Genomic DNA, 16,568 nt, shown 5'->3' on the forward strand with positions numbered 1-16,568 from the left:
TCGCGCGCGCCGGTCGCGCGCAGCGCGTCCGCCACCGCGCGCGCGTATGCCGCGTGATCGACGCGTGTCGAACCGGCCGTGAACACGACCGGGGGCTCACCGGCCGCGAGATACGCATCGAGTGCCACATCGTCTTCAGGCGTCGCAATATCGTTGAACAACGGGAAACCGCTTTGCAGATGATTCGACGGCCAGTCCGGCTGCGGCGGCGCGAACCAGCCGGGAAACAGGCACAGCACGCCATCGGTCGAATGCAGCCAGCGGCCCAGCACGCGCCGCGCGGGCGCGAGCCCGAGCGCGCGGCGCACCGCGTTGAGCGCGGGGCCGCATGCGCGATCGAGCACCTGCCGCTCGATCAGCGTCATCAGCGCCGCCTTCACGGGCAGCGGCCAGCGTGCGGGAATCGTCAGGCGCGGGTGCGTCGGCGGCGCATGCGCGGATAGCAGCGTCGACGGCGACACCTGCACCGACACGTACGGCGTACCGTGCAGCTCCTGCATGAAGCGCGCGGAGAACGCCCACAGCGTGCCGACGAGCACCGTATCGTCGTCGGTCAGCGCACGCAGCGCGTCGTAGTGCGGGCGCAGCGTCGGCGCGATCACCTCCCACAACGTGCGAAACGACGTACGCGAATCCCACAGCGCGGGGTTCGCCATCGCGGCCTCGTAGTCGGCCGCGGAGCCGATCGGCACGAAGGCGAAACCGCAACGGCGCACGACTGCCTCGAACGGCGCATGCGTGCAGAACACGACGTCGTGACCGCGCGCCGCAAGCGTGCGTGCGACGCCGAGCAGCGGATGCACGTCGCCCGCCGAGCCGATCGCGGTCACGATCATCTTCGCCATCGCGCGCCTCGCGGGGTTCAGTAGAAGCCGGGAATCAGCGCCGCGACTTCGCGACGGTACTGCGTGTACGCCGGCCCGAAATACCCGGTCAGCCAGCTTTCCTCGACGCGCACCTTGTACGCGAGCGACGCGAACACGAGCAGCACGCCGAGCGCACCGCGCCATTCGCCGCCGATCAGTGCGGCGCCGACGAGTGCGATCAGGCAGCCCGTATAGATCGGGTGACGCACGAGCCCATACGGCCCCGTGCGGACGAGCTCATGGTCTTCCTTCAGCGTGACCGACACGCTCCAGTTCGTGCCGAGGTGCAGCCGCGCCCACACCGAGAACAGCAGGCCGGCCACCAGCACCGCGAGCCCGCACTGCGCCTGCAGGCCGAAGCGCTGCCAGTCCGGCACGAGCGCCTGCCACGACGGATCGGGCAGGATGATCAGCGCGCCGCCGACGATCAGCGGAATCGACTGCAACGTGCGCGAGCGCGACGCTTCCTTGCGCACGGTCGTCTTCACGCCTTGCGAAGTGGCGATCCAGTAGGCGAGCCACACGGCCCACGGAACGACGATGGCGATGGTCTGAACGATATTCACGGCGAGCCTGCCTCGTTGGGATGGGAATTCGGGAGCGCCGCGCGTATCAGACGCACGGCGTACGGCGTCACGACGACAGCGCGTGCATCGGAGCAGGCACGCACGACTGCGCGGCGGCAAGCGCCATGCCGGCGGCGAGCTGCGACCCGCCGCAGAAAAAGTCGAGCAACGCCGAACGCGTGTATTCGCGCTGCGCGCGGCCTTCGATGTCGAGGAAGTGACCGGCGTCCGGCACCGTCGCGAACCGTGCGCGCGGCACGTGCGCGCCGAGCTGGCGCACGTCGGCCGGCGTCGTGTATTCGTCGCGTTCGCCGTTCAGGAACAGCAGCTCGCAGCCGATGTTCGAGAACTCGCTGAGGTAGCGCTCCGGCTGCAGCGACAGGATCTGGTCGACGTGGAACGCGACCTGGTCCTGCTCGTCGCGCGGCAGGCGCGTGAGATACCGGTAGTTGTACAGCTTCATGATGCGGGGCAGGTAGCGGCCGACGGTGTCGTTCAGCAACTGCGCGGCCTTCAGGTTCTCGCCGGCCGCGATGTGGTCGCGGGCGCGCGTCACGTAGTCGACCATCGCGTCGTTCAGGAACGGCGAGAACGAGCAGATCGCCGCGCGCCGCACGCTCGGGCAGCCGCGCGCAAGCGCGAACAGCGACGCGACGCCGCCCCACGACACCGACACGAGGTACGCCGGCGCGAAGCGCTCGACCAGGTGCTGCAGGATCGCGGCCTCGTCGTCCTTCGTCAGGATGAAGCAGCCCGGGTTGTGCTGGCGCGACTGCCCCGCATACGGCAGGTCGAAGCAGATCGTGTTCATCCGCTCGCCGAGATACTGGACGGTCTGCCCGAACGACGCGGTCGTCGCGAGCGCGCCGTTGACGAGCATTGCCGTGTCGAACGCCGGGTCGAACACGTTCCGTTCGACGTAGACCTTCAGACCATTCGGCAATGGGACCACGTGTTTTTCGGTCAGCATCGTCGTTCTCCGGTGGATGCGGCGTCTCGACGTCGCGGCATGCTGCAGGTGCGCAATGACTGCACCGGTCTGTCACGCGCGATCCGAATCGCGCGATTGGCCAATGCACCGCGGCAATACCGGCGGCATCGATTCATTCCTCGTTGTGCGGCGCCATACTAATACGGACAATATTACTGACTCAAGTCATTCCAACAATACCCTCTACTCAGTTAGGAAATGCGCCGGATTCAAATTATTCCCGCATTTTTTATGGTAAGCGGAATTCGCTCGAGGGCGGTCGCAATCGTTTGCGAAGCAGCGGTCGATCCCCGTTTAATCGGCACACAACCATTTATAATCAATACGTTATGCCGTTTCATCCGCCTATTTCAAACGGATTTTCATGAATGAATCGCGACGACGTTTCGCGCGTCGGCTTCCGTGCTCAACCAAATATCACACAGCTCATTACTCTTTCATTCCGTAATCGATTCGACACCTGCAACGATTAACCGGATTGATTGCTCGCTTCAGAAAGCGTTTTAAACAAACTCCATCTTTTTTAAACATCTTTCAATCATTTTTCCGCACCTGCACAACGCGCGATCGGGGGCCCCGTTCACCTCCCGGGTACCTGCCGCCACCGTCAGACCCCGATTTTTTGTTGATTGAACGATCAATAAAAAACCGCTAAGCTCTCGACTTCCATGGACGGCCCGTGCGGGCGAAGGGAGTCGCGATGCCGAAAGTCGGAATGCGGGAGATTCGCCGCGCGCAGTTGATCGACGCCACGCTGCGCTCGATCGACGAGGCGGGCCTGCCCGGCACGACGCTCGCATCGGTCGCGCAACGCGCGAACATCTCGACGGGCATCGTCAGCCACTACTTCGGCGACAAGGACGGCCTGCTCGAAGCGACGATGCGGCACGTGCTGCGCGACCTGTGGTCGGCCACCACGCGCCGCCGCGTGGCGGCACGCAAGGATCCGCGCGCCCGGCTGCGCGCGATCGTCGCCGCGAACTTCGACGACACGCAGGTCAGCGCGCCCGTAATGAAGACCTGGCTCGCGTTCTGGTCGCAGAGCATGCACGACCCGATGCTCAAGCGCCTGCAGCACGTCAACACGCGGCGCCTCCATTCGAACCTGTGCGCCGAATTCGCGAAGGCGTTGCCGCGCACGCAAGCACGCGAAGCCGCCAGCGGCCTCGCCGCGCTGATCGACGGCCTGTGGCTGCGCGGCGCACTCGCCGGCGGCCCGATCGACACCCGGGCTGCATTGAAGCTCGCCCACGATTACATCGACCTGCTGCTCGCGTCCGACTGACGCGCGACGCAGTCGCCCTCAAGGAGATCCTCATGTCCGTATTCGGTTTGCAGCGCCTCTACATCGGCGGCGGTTACGTCGACGCCACGAGCGGCAAGACTTTCGACACCTTCGATCCCGCCACCGGCGAACTGCTCGCGCAGGTGCAGCAGGCGAGCGCGGCCGACGTCGACCGCGCGGTGGCGTCCGCGCAGGAAGGCCAGCGTGAATGGGCCGCGCTGACCGCGATGCAGCGCTCGCGCATCCTGCGTCGCGCGGTCGACCTGCTGCGCGAGCGCAACGACGCACTCGCCGCGCTGGAAACGCGCGACACGGGCAAGCCGATCGGCGAGACGCTCGCGGTCGACATCGTCACCGGCGCGGACGTGATCGAGTACTACGCGGGCCTCGCGACCGCGATCGAAGGGCTGCAGGTGCCGCTGCGCGCCGAATCGTTCGTCTACACGCGCCGCGAGCCGCTCGGCGTGTGCGCCGGCATCGGCGCGTGGAACTACCCGATCCAGATCGCATGCTGGAAGACGGCCCCCGCGCTCGCGGCCGGCAACGCGATGGTGTTCAAGCCGAGCGAAGTCACGCCGCTCACCGCGCTGAAGCTCGCGGAAATCTATACGGAAGCCGGCGTGCCGGCCGGCGTGTTCAACGTCGTGCAGGGCGACGGCTCGGTCGGCGCGCTGCTGACGGGCCACCCGGACATCGCGAAGGTGTCGTTCACCGGCGGCGTCGAAACCGGCAAGAAGGTGATGTCGCTGGCCGGCGCCTCGTCGCTGAAGGAAGTGACGATGGAACTCGGCGGCAAGTCGCCGCTGATCGTGTTCGACGATGCGGATCTCGACCGCGCGGCCGACATCGCGGTGACCGCCAACTTCTTCAGTTCGGGCCAGGTCTGCACGAACGGCACGCGCGTGTTCGTGCACCGCTCGATCAAGGATGCATTCACGCAGCGTGTGCTCGAACGCGTGAAGCGCATCCGCGTCGGCAAGCCGACCGATGCCGAGACCAACTTCGGCCCGCTCGTGTCGGCCGCGCAGCTCGACAAGGTGCTCGGCTTCATCGAAAGCGGCAAGGCCGAAGGCGCGAAGCTGCTCGCGGGCGGCACGCGCCTGACCGACGGCCACTTCGGCAGCGGCCAGTACGTCGCGCCGACCGTATTCGGCGATTGCCGCGACGACATGAAGATCGTCCGCGAGGAAATCTTCGGGCCGGTGATGAGCATCCTCGATTTCGAATCGGAGGACGAAGTGATCGCCCGCGCGAACGACACGCACTACGGCCTCGCGGCCGGCGTCGTGACCGAGAACCTGTCGCGCGCGCACCGCACGATCCATCGCCTCGAAGCCGGTATCTGCTGGATCAACACGTGGGGCGAATCGCCGGCCGAGATGCCGGTTGGCGGATACAAGCAATCCGGTGTCGGACGCGAGAACGGCATCACGACGCTCGAGCACTACACTCGAATCAAGTCGGTGCAGGTCGAGCTCGGCCGCTACAACCCGGTGTTTTAAGGATCACGAAAGGAGACTGACCGTCATGACGACACGCGAATACGACTACATCATCTGCGGCGCAGGTTCCGCGGGCAACGTGCTCGCAACGCGCCTGACGGAAGATCCGGACGTGACGGTGCTGCTGCTCGAAGCAGGTGGCCCCGACTACCGCTTCGACTTCCGCACGCAGATGCCGGCCGCCCTCGCCTATCCGCTGCAGGGCCGCCGCTACAACTGGGCCTACGAAACCGACCCCGAGCCGCACATGGACAACCGCCGGATGGAATGCGGCCGCGGCAAGGGGCTCGGCGGCTCGTCGCTGATCAACGGCATGTGCTACATCCGCGGCAACGCGCTCGACTACGACAACTGGTCGACGCACAAGGGCCTCGAGAACTGGACGTATCTCGACTGCCTGCCGTACTTCAAGAAAGCCGAAACGCGCGACGTCGGCCCGAACGACTATCACGGCGGCAGCGGCCCCGTGTCGGTCACGACCAGCAAGCCGGGCGTGAACCCGCTGTTCGAGGCGATGGTCGATGCGGGCGTGCAAGCCGGCTATCCGCGCACCGACGACCTGAACGGCTATCAGCAGGAAGGCTTCGGCCCGATGGACCGCACCGTCACGCCGAAGGGCCGCCGCGCCAGCACCGCGCGCGGCTACCTCGACCAAGCGAAGGTGCGCTCGAACCTCGAGATCGTCACGCACGCGCTCGCCGATCGCATCCTGTTCGACGGCAAGCGCGCGTCGGGCGTCACGTACCTGCGCGGCAGCGAACGCGCGACCGCGCATGCGCGCCGCGAAGTGCTCGTGTGCAGCGGCGCGATCGCGTCGCCGCAACTGCTGCAGCGCTCGGGCGTCGGCCCCGGCGCATGGCTGAAGGAACTCGACATTCCCGTCGTGCTCGACCTGCCCGGTGTCGGCCAGAACCTGCAGGATCACCTGGAGATGTACATCCAGTACGAGTGCAAGGAGCCGGTCTCGCTGTACCCGGCGCTCAAGTGGTGGAACCAGCCGAAGATCGGCCTCGAATGGATGCTGAACGGCACCGGCCTCGGCGCGAGCAACCACTTCGAGGCGGGCGGTTTCATCCGCACGCGCGACGACGATCCGTGGCCGAACATCCAGTATCACTTCCTGCCTGTTGCGATCAACTACAACGGCTCGAACGCGATCGAGATGCACGGCTTCCAGGCGCACGTCGGCTCGATGCGCTCGCCGAGCCGCGGCCGCGTGAAGCTGCGCTCGCGCGATCCGAACGACCATCCGAGCATCCTGTTCAACTACATGGCCGAAGCGCTCGACTGGCGCGAGTTCCGCGATGCGATCCGTGCGACACGCGAGATCATGCGGCAGCCCGCGCTCGACCGCTATCGCGGCCGCGAGCTGAATCCGGGTGCGGACTGCAAGTCCGACAAGGAACTCGACGCGTTCGTGCGCGCCCGCGCGGAGACCGCGTTCCATCCGTCGTGCTCGTGCAAGATGGGTTACGACGAGATGGCCGTGGTCGATGAAGAAGGCCGCGTGCACGGGCTGGAAGGGCTGCGTGTCGTCGATGCGTCGATCATGCCGATCATCACGACCGGCAACCTCAATGCGCCGACGATCATGATCGCCGAGAAGATCGCGGACAAGATTCGCGGGCGTAAGCCGCTTGCGCGCGTGGACGTGCCTTACTTCGTCGCGAATGGGGCAATGGCCCGCAATATCGCGAAGGCCGTGCGGCAGCCGGAGACGGTCTGACGACGGCGGGCGTATTGCCCGCGCATCGACGTACTGACGAAACGCCGCCGACAGCGATTGTCGGCGGCGTTTTGCATGGGATCGTCAGCTGCTGTTCACTTCCCGCCTCAAGCGCTCGACGTCGACGTTTTTCAAGTAGTTCGTAATGTTCTGCCAGATCGGATGGAACCCGTAGCCGCCGTGCTGGAGTTCATCGAGCGCCTGCTCGCGCGTCCAGCCCTGGTACACCATCCGGTACAACGCCGACACGAGGCCGGTACGATCGGCGCCGTGCTGGCAGTGGATCAGCACCGGGCCGTCCTGGTCGGCGGTGCGCAGCGCCTTCAGCGCGGTCACCATGTCCTCGTCGCGGATGTCCCACGTGTTGATCCGGATGCGCTGCATCCGGATCTGCGTGCCGGCCAGGATGGTGTCGTCCGCGTGAAACGACCGGAAGCTGATGACCTTGCGGATGCCGAGCTTCTGCAGCTCCGGCACGTCCGAGCGCGACAGCTGGGCGCTGCGATACAGCGTCGGCGTGATGCGATGCAGGTTGTTCACATGCGCATCGGTCACGCTCTGCGCCCATTTGATCGGCCGGGCGGACACCTCGGCGGCCGGGTCCGCGTGGGCCGACTGCACGAGCCCGGCAAACGCGACGGCGATCGCGGCAATGATGGCGATTTTCATGTCGGGTCGGAGATCAGTAAAAGGCGCGCTTGCGCTCGCGGGAAAGCATGAACAGCACGATCGCGGCGGCGCTCATCGTCCAGTAGTCGGTCGGGGCCACGCCCAGCCAGTGGATATGCCACGGCACATTCGCCGGGTTGAAGCGGGCCAGGCCATACGCCGGATTCAGCACGAACCACAGGAAATCCTCGGTCAGCCAGAACACCATGATGCACGCGATGGTCCGCGCTTCGATGCGCCACGACCACCGTCCGTTGAACACGGCCGGCAGGTGAAAGAACAGCGCGACGAACGGGAACACCCACGCGTGGTAGCCGGTCATCGGCCGCCCGCCCCAGAAGAGGTCGAGCAGCCAGTGATGCTCGATGCGCCACGTCGGCAGGTTGGCGGCCCAGCCCGCGCTGCCTTCGATCTGGATCTCGACGTTCGCGAAGAAGTACGCTAGCAGCACGACCCACGCGACGACGAACACCGTATGGCGCGTCGGCACAAAGCGCGCGACGCTCATGCGGCCGGCTCCAGGCCCAGCACGCGATCGAGCACGAAGCGGCCGGCGAGCGGCCGCCCGAGCGGCGCGAGACGGCGGCGCATGTCGGCAAGACGCTCGGGCGTCTGCAGCAACGCACGGATCCGGTAGACGAGCGCATCGTCGTCGATCGCCTTCAGCGCGACACCTTGTTCGAGCAGGAAATCCGCATTGCGCTCTTCCTGGCCCGGAATCGGCGAGTTGACGATCATCGGCAACTGCATGGCCAGACATTCGGACGTCGTCAGGCCGCCCGGCTTCGTGATCACGAGATCGGCGCAGGCCATCAGGCGCTGGACCTGCTGCGTGAAGCCCTGCGGAAACAGCCGGCCCGGGTGCTGCGCGGCGAGTTCCTGCAACGACGCCAGCATCGCCTTGTTCTTGCCGGCCAGCGCGATCAGCTGGAAGTCGGCCTCCATCTCCAGCAGGCGCGCGGCCAGCACGTCGAGCCCGCCGAGGCCCGCGCCGCCGGACATCATCAGGAAAGTCCGGCGCGCGGGATCGAGGCCGAATTCGGCCGCGCAGGCCGCGCGATCGAGCGGCTGGCCGAACGCCGGCATGATCGGGATGCCGCTGACGTGCACCGTGTCGGGCGCCATGCCGCGCGCATGCATGCGCCACGCGATCTCGTCGTTGGCCGCGAAATAGCCGCGCATGTTCGGCACGACCCACATGCTGTGCAGGTCGAAATCGGTGACCTGCACCCACACCGGCGTGTCGACGCGCCCCTTGCGGATCTCGCGCGACAGCAGCTCGGCGGGCAGGAAGTGCGTGCAGATGATCGCGTCCGGGCGCTGCCGCTCGATCTCCGCGAGCAGTGCCCGGCAATTGAGCCGCTCGATCGCGCGCCGGATCTTCTGCGACGGCGCGGCGGGATCGACTTCGTCGGTCTTCTGGTACAGGTAGCCCCACAGCGCCGGCTGGCTGCTGACGAGCTTGATGTAGAGATCGGTGTACAGCTTGCGGAAACCGGTGGATACGAAATCCATCACGTCCAGGTGGGTGGCTTCGATGCCGGCGGGATGGTGGTCGGCGAACGCGCGGATCGCTTCGGCCGCCCGGGTGTGGCCGGCGCCGGCGCTGACGCTCAGGAGGAGGATCTTCTTGTTTTGCTTTGACATCTGACTGACCGTTTCGATGAAGGTGGTCCGGAGGCGGGTTCGCGGCGGCGCTCTCACGCGGCGGCTGTTTGCGTCCGGCTTACAACAAGCTTGGCAGATCTTTGGTGGTGCGGGCAGGCGGTTATAGCGGCGCAATCGCCGGCACCGTCTGCGGAATCATACTGCGTTCGGTCGAGGGTGCCTGGATCGGGGGAGGCGCGAGGCGGTCTGGCGGTCTGGCGGTCTGGCGGTATGGCGGTATGGCGGTATGGCGGTATGGCGGTATGGCGGTATGGCGGTATGGCGGTCTGGCGGTCTGGCGGTCTGGCGGTCTGGAAGGATAGATGGCGTGGAAGGCGTGGCGCGCGCCCTGTGTGGACGCCGACGGCACGACGGCCCAGCGCGTCGCCGCCTGACGCCCGTTCACGCGTGCGAACGGGGCCAGGTATTTCGGCTCACGCAAGGACGCTCGTGCCGGATTCGTTTGGAATCCTTGCGTATCGTTTCGAAAAAGGCGATGCGTCAGCCAGCCTTGTCCCCGTGCTCCCCGAATCAGGGCGTTACAACACCCCGCTTCCGCATCCGCTTCCCGCGGACGATCGGGTTCCAGCGCGACGTCAGGCTCATCGCGCTTCGCAGATGTTCGAACGCGACCTCCTCCTTCGACCCGAATCGGCAGACCGCCGGCCACGCGAGCACGTGATCGAGCCACGCCTGCCACTCGTCACCATGAAAGCGGCGACCGACTTCCCGCACGGCGTCCGGTGCCGCGATCACGATGCCCGCCAGCAAATAGTAGGCCCAGAAACTACCCGCGCCGACGAGTTGATCGAGTCGGCACACGGACAACGCCGCAAGCAGCCCGTCCACCGACGCGAGATCGGCACGATGCGTGTGAATGGCTCGTGCAACGAGGTTGTGCTGACCGCCATACGCGGCAACAGACGCTCCGTCGCCAGCGGCGAGCGCGGCCGAGAACGTCACGAGCGCCGCCATCTCGTCGATGCGCGATGCATCGTCGCGCGGCCCGCACACACGCAGCACGATCGCGTCGATGACGGCGCCAGGCATCGCCGACGTTGCTCCACTCGCCGCCGCGACGACCGCCAGCCTTTCTCTCAGGTTCTTCGCAGGCGGCATGTCGTCCCGCGCGCCCTTTTCATGTTCGGTGCATTCACCGTCATCGCCCCCATTGCCTTCGACACCACCGGCAATCCGCTCGAGCGCGGCCCAGCCGACATCGGGATCGTCGAATGCGCATGCATCGATCACACCGTGCGCGGTGTCGAACACGGCGCGCGAGCCGGGACAGCTGCGTTCGGCTTCGGCGAGTTGCTGCATCGACGGCACATGCGAGCATGCGCCGATCGGGTCAGTCAGATCGCATGCGCAGGCACCGCCGTCCGATGCAATCCACGGCGCGAGCCGGTGAAGCGCCGCTGTCGCTTCTCGGGACAGATTCGCGCCACCCCGCATGCGTATCGCGTGCGATGTGATGACTGTCGTGTCACCGGCGTCACTCGCCTCCGCTGCGCACGCGGCGGCGTCGAGTCGTTCGATCAGGTACTGCAGCCACGCGGCCGTGCGCAGCCGGTCAGGCGTCGCGCCGCGGGCATCTCCATACTTTGCGGGATCGGTAAGCATGGGTCTTCCGGGATAGTTCTGGCCAATTAAAATAGTGGTAGTTCAGTCGGGTCGAGCTGCGCCATACGCCGTACCAACCCTGCAAGACCACGCGCATCGGATCGCGACACGTGTGGTCAGCCTGCCGTCACGCCGATACGCGCGACGACACGGATACATCGAGAAAGCGGAATCCCGTCATATGTGCTGGCGGGCGCCTCCCGTCGATCCGCGATGCTTATTGCACGTGGAGCTTCGGCGAAGCGATGAGCGTACCGGCCAGCCGGCAGTCCGGTGTCCATTCGGCATTGTTGAACGTCAGCGACGAATTCGGATCATTCCAGGCCGCCACGAGCCTGCTCGGGCCGCAAGGGCCGAGCAGCGTAAAGCTCACCTGCGCGTTGTCGATCGAGAGCTGTGTCGTACTGTCCACCTGCCCCGTCCACGGCGAGGCGCTGCTCGCTGTACTGCTGATCAGCGGGCACCAGTTGCCCCCGTTGAACTGCGCGGACGTGATATTGATGACACCCGCCGGCGTGATCGTTCCGTTGAACGTCACGGCGCAGTTGGTGTTGATCGACTTTTTGCCGATCGTTGTCAGCCCCGTCGCGGAAAACGGCTCGCCGTTCGGATTCATCGGCTGCCCATCCGCGCGCGAAACGGTCACTGCGAACGCGGGCGCAGCCGAAACCGCGGTGAACACCACTGCAGCAACAAGCGATGCAATCTGACGAATTTTCATCTGTACGGCCCTCTCTCTTGATATATGGCGGCCTTGCACGAGAAACACGACCGCTCTGCAGAATGAATCCGCACCGCCGCGCCGATACACGCGACGGCACGAACCCATCGAAGCCGCGAATACCCGCCGCACATACCGCACGGCCCTCGCGCGCGGCGGGCATCCTGCTTCGATCTGCGACGCTTACTGCACGTGGAACTTCGGCGACGTCAGGACCGTGCCGCCCACCGTGCAATCCGGCGTCAGCACGGCATTGTTGAACGTCAGCGACGAGTTCGGATCGCTCCACGCCGTCACGACCTTGCTCGGCCCGCAGGTGCCGAGCAGCGTCACGGTCACCTTCGCGTTATTGATCGACAGCTGTGTCGTGCTGTCAGCCTGCCCCGTCCACGGCGACGCGCTGCTCGCGCTGCCGGCGATGAGGCCGCACGTCCCGCCGCCGGTGAACTGCGTCGACGTGATGTTGACGATGCCGGTCGACGTGATCGTGCCGTTGAAGGTCGCGGTACACGATGCGCTGATCGATCCCTTGCTGAGATTCGTGATCCCCGACGCCGAGAACGGCTCGCCATTCGGGTTCATCGGCTGGCCGTCGGCACGTGAAACGGTAACGGCGAAAGCAGGCGCGGCCGAAACCGCGGTGAAAGCCACTGCAGCAACAAGCGATACGATTTTGCGAATGCTCATTTGAACTGCCCCCTCTCTTCACAAATGGCGGCACGCCGCCAAGAACGCGACCTTCCAGCCGGAACGACATCGGCCAGCCGGTCGCAGGAAGCCGCCGGCGCGCGTCATGCGCACCGGTCGGCTCAGAACTTGTAGGAAATCCCGACGAACGTGATCAGCGGGTCGGCCTTCAACTTCGTGCGCGTGGTCGCGAGCGTCGAGCCGTCGGCCGCCTTGATCACCAGCGACGAGTAGGTCTTCAGCGGCATGTAGGTCAGCGTCGCCGTTACCCCCCAGTGCTTGTCGATCGCATAGCTCGCGCCGACGTTGTAGACCGGCGTGAACGACGACGACGCCTTGCCCTCCACCGAAGTCGCCCCGGGCTTGCCGGCGCCGGCCGCGAGCACGCTGCCGAGGTTCTCGTTGATGTCCTTCGCGAAGTTGCCGTTCAGCTCGATGTTGCTGAACCAGCTGTAGGCCACGCCGATCCCGACGAACGGGCGGAACCGCGCCGTCGATGAATTGAAGTAGTACTGCAGAATGATCGTCGGGCTCCACTGCCGCGCGTTCTTCACCGCCGGCTGGTTCGCCGGATCGTCCATGTTGACGCTGCCGAGCGCACCGGCCGGGCCGGGCGGCCGGATCGTGCCGTGCCCGGTCAGCGTGAACTCGGGCGGCACCCCGAGCACCGACGTCACCGCAATGTGGTCGGTGAAGAAGTGCGTGAGCGTCAGGCCGACCGTATCGGCGTTGTTGACCGTCAGGCTCGTGCCCGGCGACGTGAACGACCCGGGCAGGCGCAGCGGCCCGTTGATCGGCATGCCAGCAAGATTCGTCGTCAGCCCGTTGGTCGAATCCTGCGGCATGATGTGCAGCCAGCCCAGCGTCGCGACGTTGTCGCCCGCCTGCTGGGCCGATGCGAGCGTCGACACGCCTGCGACGACACCCGCGACAATCAGCTTCTTCATGAAGTCTCCCCTCATTCTGTCCGGGCGCCGCGCATCTGCGCGCGGCGCCACCGTGTCTCCATCCAGGCGTGCGTCACTGCACGAATGCGCCGACCGTGAAGTACGGGTTGCTCGTATCGTTCATGTCGAGGAACCCGAATACGCCGCCGGTGAACACGAACTTGCCGGTTGCCGGCCCCGACGCCGCGTCCGTATGCACGGTCGTGACGACACCAGGCACCTTCTGCGTGTAATCGAGGTTCAGCGCGCGCGTGAGCGCAGCCTGCGACGCATTGAACGGATCGAGCAGCGTGGCCTGCGCGCCGACGAGCGCGGTCGCGCGGTAGTTGAACGCGCTGTCGACCCCCGTGTACTCGCCGTTCTGCGAGCCTTGCGCGATCGCCGTCTGCGGGCTCAGGAACGAGATGCCCGATTCGTCGTCCGCGCTCGGCGGGCCTTGCGTGAGGTCCGCGTTGGCAGCACCGGTGCGGATGAAGATCGGCACGAGCTGGTTGCGCAGCTTGCCGACGATCAGGATCCCCTTGCCGGCCTTCGCCGGATCGACCGCCGCGAGCGTCGGCGGAATCTGCGGCAGGTAGTTGAGCGACTGGAACGCCGGCGCATCGGGCCGCAGCGTGAACGGCTGGTTCACGGTCGCGCTCGATGCAAGCGGCTGCCCGCCGTTCTTCTTGCCGAAGTTGTCGGTCTCGACGTAGCTGCCGTCCGCGTTGATCGTCACCTGCTGGTCGAGCGCCACCGGCTGGAAGCTCTGCGACGGCACCTGGTGATAGCCGAGCTGGTTGTACTTGCCGGCGATCTTCGTCAGGTCGGTTTCCAGCGACGAGAAGCTGATGAACGGGTAGTACGGGAACGTCGTCTGCGGAATCTTGCCGACGCCGATCACGCCGTTGAACTGGATCGTCGCGCCGGGAATCGCGCCGCCCAGCACGCCCTCGCCGAGGAACAGCCGCGCGGGCCGGTTCGGGTCGAGGCTCGCGTTCTGCATCCGGAACGTGCACTGGTTCAACTTCACCGTCGGCAGCCCCGTTTCGTCGGCCAGCGTGCCGTCGACCACGTTGGCCGGCGCCGTGTCGCGCGTCGGCTGCACGGTGCCCGTGGTGGTCGGCACCGGCGATGCGAGATACGTCATCCGGTACGTCATCTTCGTCGTGTCGAGCTGCACCTTCACGAGCTCGCCCGACCCCGACCCGCCGATGAACACCGTGTTGTAGTCGATCGTCTGCGGGCACAGCCGGACTACCGGTGCGGGCGGCGGGTCGCCGTCTCCGCCGCATGCGGCCAGCACGGGCGCGAGCGACGCCGCGGCCATCCATTGCTTCAAATTCATAGGAATCCTCTTGAAATTCTATTCGCCGGCGGCGACGCATGCGCCGCCGGTGTTACGTGTTCAGTGCAGGGTTACTGGACGAACGCGCCGACCGTGAAGAACGGGTTGACCTGGCTGTTGTTGACGACCATCGCGTAGACGTTGCCGGCTGTCACGATCCAGCCCGTATCGCCCTTCTTGAAGATCGCCACGTTGCCGCTGGCGCCTTTCGCGTTGAAGTCGCTGTTGGCCGTGACCGCGATCTTGCCGGGCGACGTCTGCGTATAGTCCAGCCCGAACTGAGCCGTCTCCGACGACGTCTGCGGATCGATGAATGCCGCGGTATTGCCCTGGAAGAGCGTCGACGTGTAGTTCGCCGCGATGGTCGATACGGCGGTGCCGTCGGTACAGTTGCCGGCAGACGGCGAGAAGAAATTGAATGTGGTGTTGTACACGCCTGGCAGGTCCGGATGCGGGACGAGCCCATTGAAGCCCGGCCCGGAAACCGCTGCGTTGCTCGACGGCCCGTTGTTGGTCACCACACCGCACGCGGATGCGCTCGTCGCACCGATGAATCCGCCCTTCAGCAGGTTCGTCGCCACGGCTTTGGAAGGCGCGAGCATCGAGATGCCGACCTCCGCATCCGCCACTGAACCCAGCGGGTTGCCCGGCGCGGCATACGCATAGCCGACACGAATCACGACCGGCACCAGCGCGCCGTTCAGCTTGCCGACGATCATCACGCCGTGCGCCTGGCTCGGCGTGATGATCACGAGCGGTTGCCCCTGGCCCGCACTCGGATACGGCTGGCCAGCCGGCGCGTTGCTGACGAACACGTTGTCGGGCGTGCCGTCCGCATTCTTGCGCAACGTCCACGGCATCCCGGTCGTTCTGCAGGAGTAGTCGCTCCCCTGCGTGATCGTGCACGTCCCGTCAGCATTCAGCGTCTGGTTCCAGTTCACGACGTCCGGCTGCCATCCTTGCGGCGTCGTGGTCTGATAGCCGGTGCCCGTAGGCGACAGGTGAATGCCGACTTCATTGTACGCGCCGGCTACCTTCGTGAAATCCGTTTCAGTGTTGGTAAAGCCAATGAACGGATAGAAGTCGAACGTGCGCGACGGCACCGAGCCAATAAAGAAACCCGGCGCAAGTTCGATGCCCTGGAACGCGATCGTCGCGCCCGGAATCCCGCCACCGACCACACCGTTACCGACGAACAGCATCGGCGGATCCGCGCGATTGATCGTCACCGCATAAGCGCCATCGCTCGTCGCGCCGCTGTCGAGCACGAACGCGCAGCGGTTCTGCTCGGCGGTCGGAAGATTGGTCGGATGATGGAACGCGCCGCTGATCGTCAGGCCCGCTCGCGTGTTGTTGATCTGCCCCGCAGACGTCGGCACGGACGAGTCGAGGAATTGCATCTGATAGGTGAGCTTCGTGGTGTCGAACTTCACCTTCACGTACTCGCCGCTGCCTGCGCCGCCCGTATAAGTCGTCGTGTAATCGAGCGCGTCCGGACACAGCTTCGTCACGACGGGCGGCGTCGTTTCGGCCCCGCTCGGCCCGCATGCGCTGCCCGAGCACTGCGGCACGTTGATCGGCCCTGGATCGTCGCCGCCGCCGCAGCCGGCAACGAACGGCAGCGCCAGCACCGCGCACGACAGAATCGCCTTCCGCCATTCAGGAATGCAAATCATCAACCCCTCCTTTTCAGGTACGACAAGTCTCGTCCGGACAGGCTGCATGGCCCGCCGGTTGGTATCGCGCCGCGGCACGAACGCGCGGCGCATGATGGTGCGCGCAAGACGGCCGCGATGCCGGTCAGGCAAATGCGGCACACGCCGCGGCGGCAGACAAGCGCTCTCCCGCGGCGCCGTCAAGCAGCAAGGCGCCGTGAGAACGATCGAAACGGGAAGTGGTTCGCCGCTACACGGCGATAGGGCAACGCAGGTAGGCGATCTGCATCGCGCCTGCATTCAGCGAAAAAACGGGAAACGGCAGTCCGACTGGCCCCGCGGATAGGCGTCTCATG

15 protein-coding genes are annotated in these 16,568 nt (G+C 65.8%); 3 read left to right on the plus strand and 12 right to left on the minus strand.

Annotated features, from left to right (window positions below; translation table 11 throughout):
- From G3N96_RS24805 to G3N96_RS24815, 3 genes are all read right to left on the minus strand, one after another.
- Positions 1–845: glycosyltransferase (locus G3N96_RS24805; protein WP_206138819.1), on the minus strand; the 845-nt coding region annotated here is incomplete at its 3' end.
- A gap of 17 nt (positions 846–862) precedes the next feature.
- Positions 863–1,432: an isoprenylcysteine carboxylmethyltransferase family protein gene (locus G3N96_RS24810; protein WP_124585961.1), complete on the minus strand. Its 570-nt coding sequence runs from the start codon at positions 1,430–1,432 to the stop codon at positions 863–865.
- Positions 1,433–1,499: 67 nt separating this feature from the next.
- Entirely contained in the window at positions 1,500–2,402 is a 903-nt protein-coding gene (locus tag G3N96_RS24815) for an alpha/beta hydrolase (protein WP_089429040.1), read from the minus strand.
- Positions 2,403–3,123: 721 nt separating this feature from the next.
- Here G3N96_RS24815 and betI point away from each other — a divergent pair.
- Genes betI through betA form a run of 3 tightly spaced genes read left to right on the plus strand, consistent with a single transcriptional unit; the run spans position 3,124 to position 6,936 of the window.
- Entirely contained in the window at positions 3,124–3,708 is a 585-nt protein-coding gene (gene betI / locus G3N96_RS24820; protein WP_046549621.1) for a transcriptional regulator BetI, read from the plus strand.
- 32 nt (positions 3,709–3,740) lie between these two features.
- Positions 3,741–5,210: a betaine-aldehyde dehydrogenase gene (gene betB / locus G3N96_RS24825; protein WP_124585957.1), complete on the plus strand. Its 1,470-nt coding sequence runs from the start codon at positions 3,741–3,743 to the stop codon at positions 5,208–5,210.
- A gap of 25 nt (positions 5,211–5,235) precedes the next feature.
- A complete protein-coding gene (gene betA, locus G3N96_RS24830) occupies positions 5,236–6,936 on the plus strand; it encodes a choline dehydrogenase (RefSeq protein WP_206138820.1) in 1,701 nt (566 codons plus the stop codon).
- Positions 6,937–7,020: 84 nt separating this feature from the next.
- Here betA and G3N96_RS24835 read toward each other — a convergent pair whose 3' ends face one another.
- The 9 genes from G3N96_RS24835 to G3N96_RS24875 all read right to left on the minus strand — a co-directional run bounded on the left by G3N96_RS24835 (position 7,021) and on the right by G3N96_RS24875 (position 16,233).
- Positions 7,021–7,605 (minus strand): dual specificity protein phosphatase family protein, encoded by a 585-nt coding sequence (locus G3N96_RS24835; protein ID WP_124585953.1) that lies wholly within the window; start codon positions 7,603–7,605, stop codon positions 7,021–7,023.
- Positions 7,606–7,618: 13 nt separating this feature from the next.
- Entirely contained in the window at positions 7,619–8,113 is a 495-nt protein-coding gene (locus tag G3N96_RS24840; protein ID WP_206138821.1) for a hypothetical protein, read from the minus strand.
- Positions 8,110–9,252: a glycosyltransferase gene (locus tag G3N96_RS24845; protein WP_206138822.1), complete on the minus strand. Its 1,143-nt coding sequence runs from the start codon at positions 9,250–9,252 to the stop codon at positions 8,110–8,112. The genes G3N96_RS24840 and G3N96_RS24845 overlap by 4 nt, the downstream gene beginning before the upstream one ends.
- 531 nt (positions 9,253–9,783) lie before the next feature.
- Positions 9,784–10,875, minus strand: a complete 1,092-nt coding sequence (locus G3N96_RS24850) for a hypothetical protein (protein ID WP_206138823.1) — start codon at positions 10,873–10,875, stop codon at positions 9,784–9,786.
- Positions 10,876–11,092: 217 nt separating this feature from the next.
- Entirely contained in the window at positions 11,093–11,596 is a 504-nt protein-coding gene (locus G3N96_RS24855) for an activator protein (RefSeq protein ID WP_206122484.1), read from the minus strand.
- Between the two features lie 183 nt (positions 11,597–11,779).
- Positions 11,780–12,283, minus strand: a complete 504-nt coding sequence (locus G3N96_RS24860) for an activator protein (protein WP_174936371.1) — start codon at positions 12,281–12,283, stop codon at positions 11,780–11,782.
- 122 nt (positions 12,284–12,405) lie between these two features.
- Positions 12,406–13,230, minus strand: coding sequence for an OmpW family outer membrane protein (locus tag G3N96_RS24865; protein ID WP_174950589.1), 825 nt, complete (start codon positions 13,228–13,230; stop codon positions 12,406–12,408).
- A gap of 73 nt (positions 13,231–13,303) precedes the next feature.
- Complete coding sequence (locus G3N96_RS24870; protein WP_174936367.1) at positions 13,304–14,557, minus strand: DUF2957 domain-containing protein; 1,254 nt, start codon at positions 14,555–14,557, stop codon at positions 13,304–13,306.
- A gap of 71 nt (positions 14,558–14,628) precedes the next feature.
- Positions 14,629–16,233, minus strand: a complete 1,605-nt coding sequence (locus tag G3N96_RS24875) for a DUF2957 domain-containing protein (protein WP_206138824.1) — start codon at positions 16,231–16,233, stop codon at positions 14,629–14,631.
- Between the last annotated feature and the right edge of the window lie 335 nt (positions 16,234–16,568).

It is taken from the genome of Burkholderia sp. Se-20373, assembly GCF_017104705.1.
In the GTDB taxonomy this organism is placed as follows: domain Bacteria; phylum Pseudomonadota; class Gammaproteobacteria; order Burkholderiales; family Burkholderiaceae; genus Burkholderia.

Bases quoted from the DNA above. Each gene is read 5' to 3' on its own strand.
- G3N96_RS24855 (WP_206122484.1), bottom strand. From the start codon at position 11,596: ATGAAAATTCGTCAGATTGCATCGCTTGTTGCTGCAGTGGTGTTCACC.
- G3N96_RS24845 (WP_206138822.1), bottom strand. From the start codon at position 9,252: ATGTCAAAGCAAAACAAGAAGATCCTCCTCCTGAGCGTCAGCGCCGGC.
- G3N96_RS24870 (WP_174936367.1), bottom strand. From the start codon at position 14,557: ATGAATTTGAAGCAATGGATGGCCGCGGCGTCGCTCGCGCCCGTGCTG.
- G3N96_RS24840 (WP_206138821.1), bottom strand. From the start codon at position 8,113: ATGAGCGTCGCGCGCTTTGTGCCGACGCGCCATACGGTGTTCGTCGTC.
- G3N96_RS24860 (WP_174936371.1), bottom strand. From the start codon at position 12,283: ATGAGCATTCGCAAAATCGTATCGCTTGTTGCTGCAGTGGCTTTCACC.
- G3N96_RS24835 (WP_124585953.1), bottom strand. From the start codon at position 7,605: ATGAAAATCGCCATCATTGCCGCGATCGCCGTCGCGTTTGCCGGGCTC.
- G3N96_RS24815 (WP_089429040.1), bottom strand. From the start codon at position 2,402: ATGCTGACCGAAAAACACGTGGTCCCATTGCCGAATGGTCTGAAGGTC.
- betB (WP_124585957.1), top strand. From the start codon at position 3,741: ATGTCCGTATTCGGTTTGCAGCGCCTCTACATCGGCGGCGGTTACGTC.
- G3N96_RS24865 (WP_174950589.1), bottom strand. From the start codon at position 13,230: ATGAAGAAGCTGATTGTCGCGGGTGTCGTCGCAGGCGTGTCGACGCTC.
- G3N96_RS24875 (WP_206138824.1), bottom strand. From the start codon at position 16,233: ATGATTTGCATTCCTGAATGGCGGAAGGCGATTCTGTCGTGCGCGGTG.
- G3N96_RS24850 (WP_206138823.1), bottom strand. From the start codon at position 10,875: ATGCTTACCGATCCCGCAAAGTATGGAGATGCCCGCGGCGCGACGCCT.
- betA (WP_206138820.1), top strand. From the start codon at position 5,236: ATGACGACACGCGAATACGACTACATCATCTGCGGCGCAGGTTCCGCG.
- betI (WP_046549621.1), top strand. From the start codon at position 3,124: ATGCCGAAAGTCGGAATGCGGGAGATTCGCCGCGCGCAGTTGATCGAC.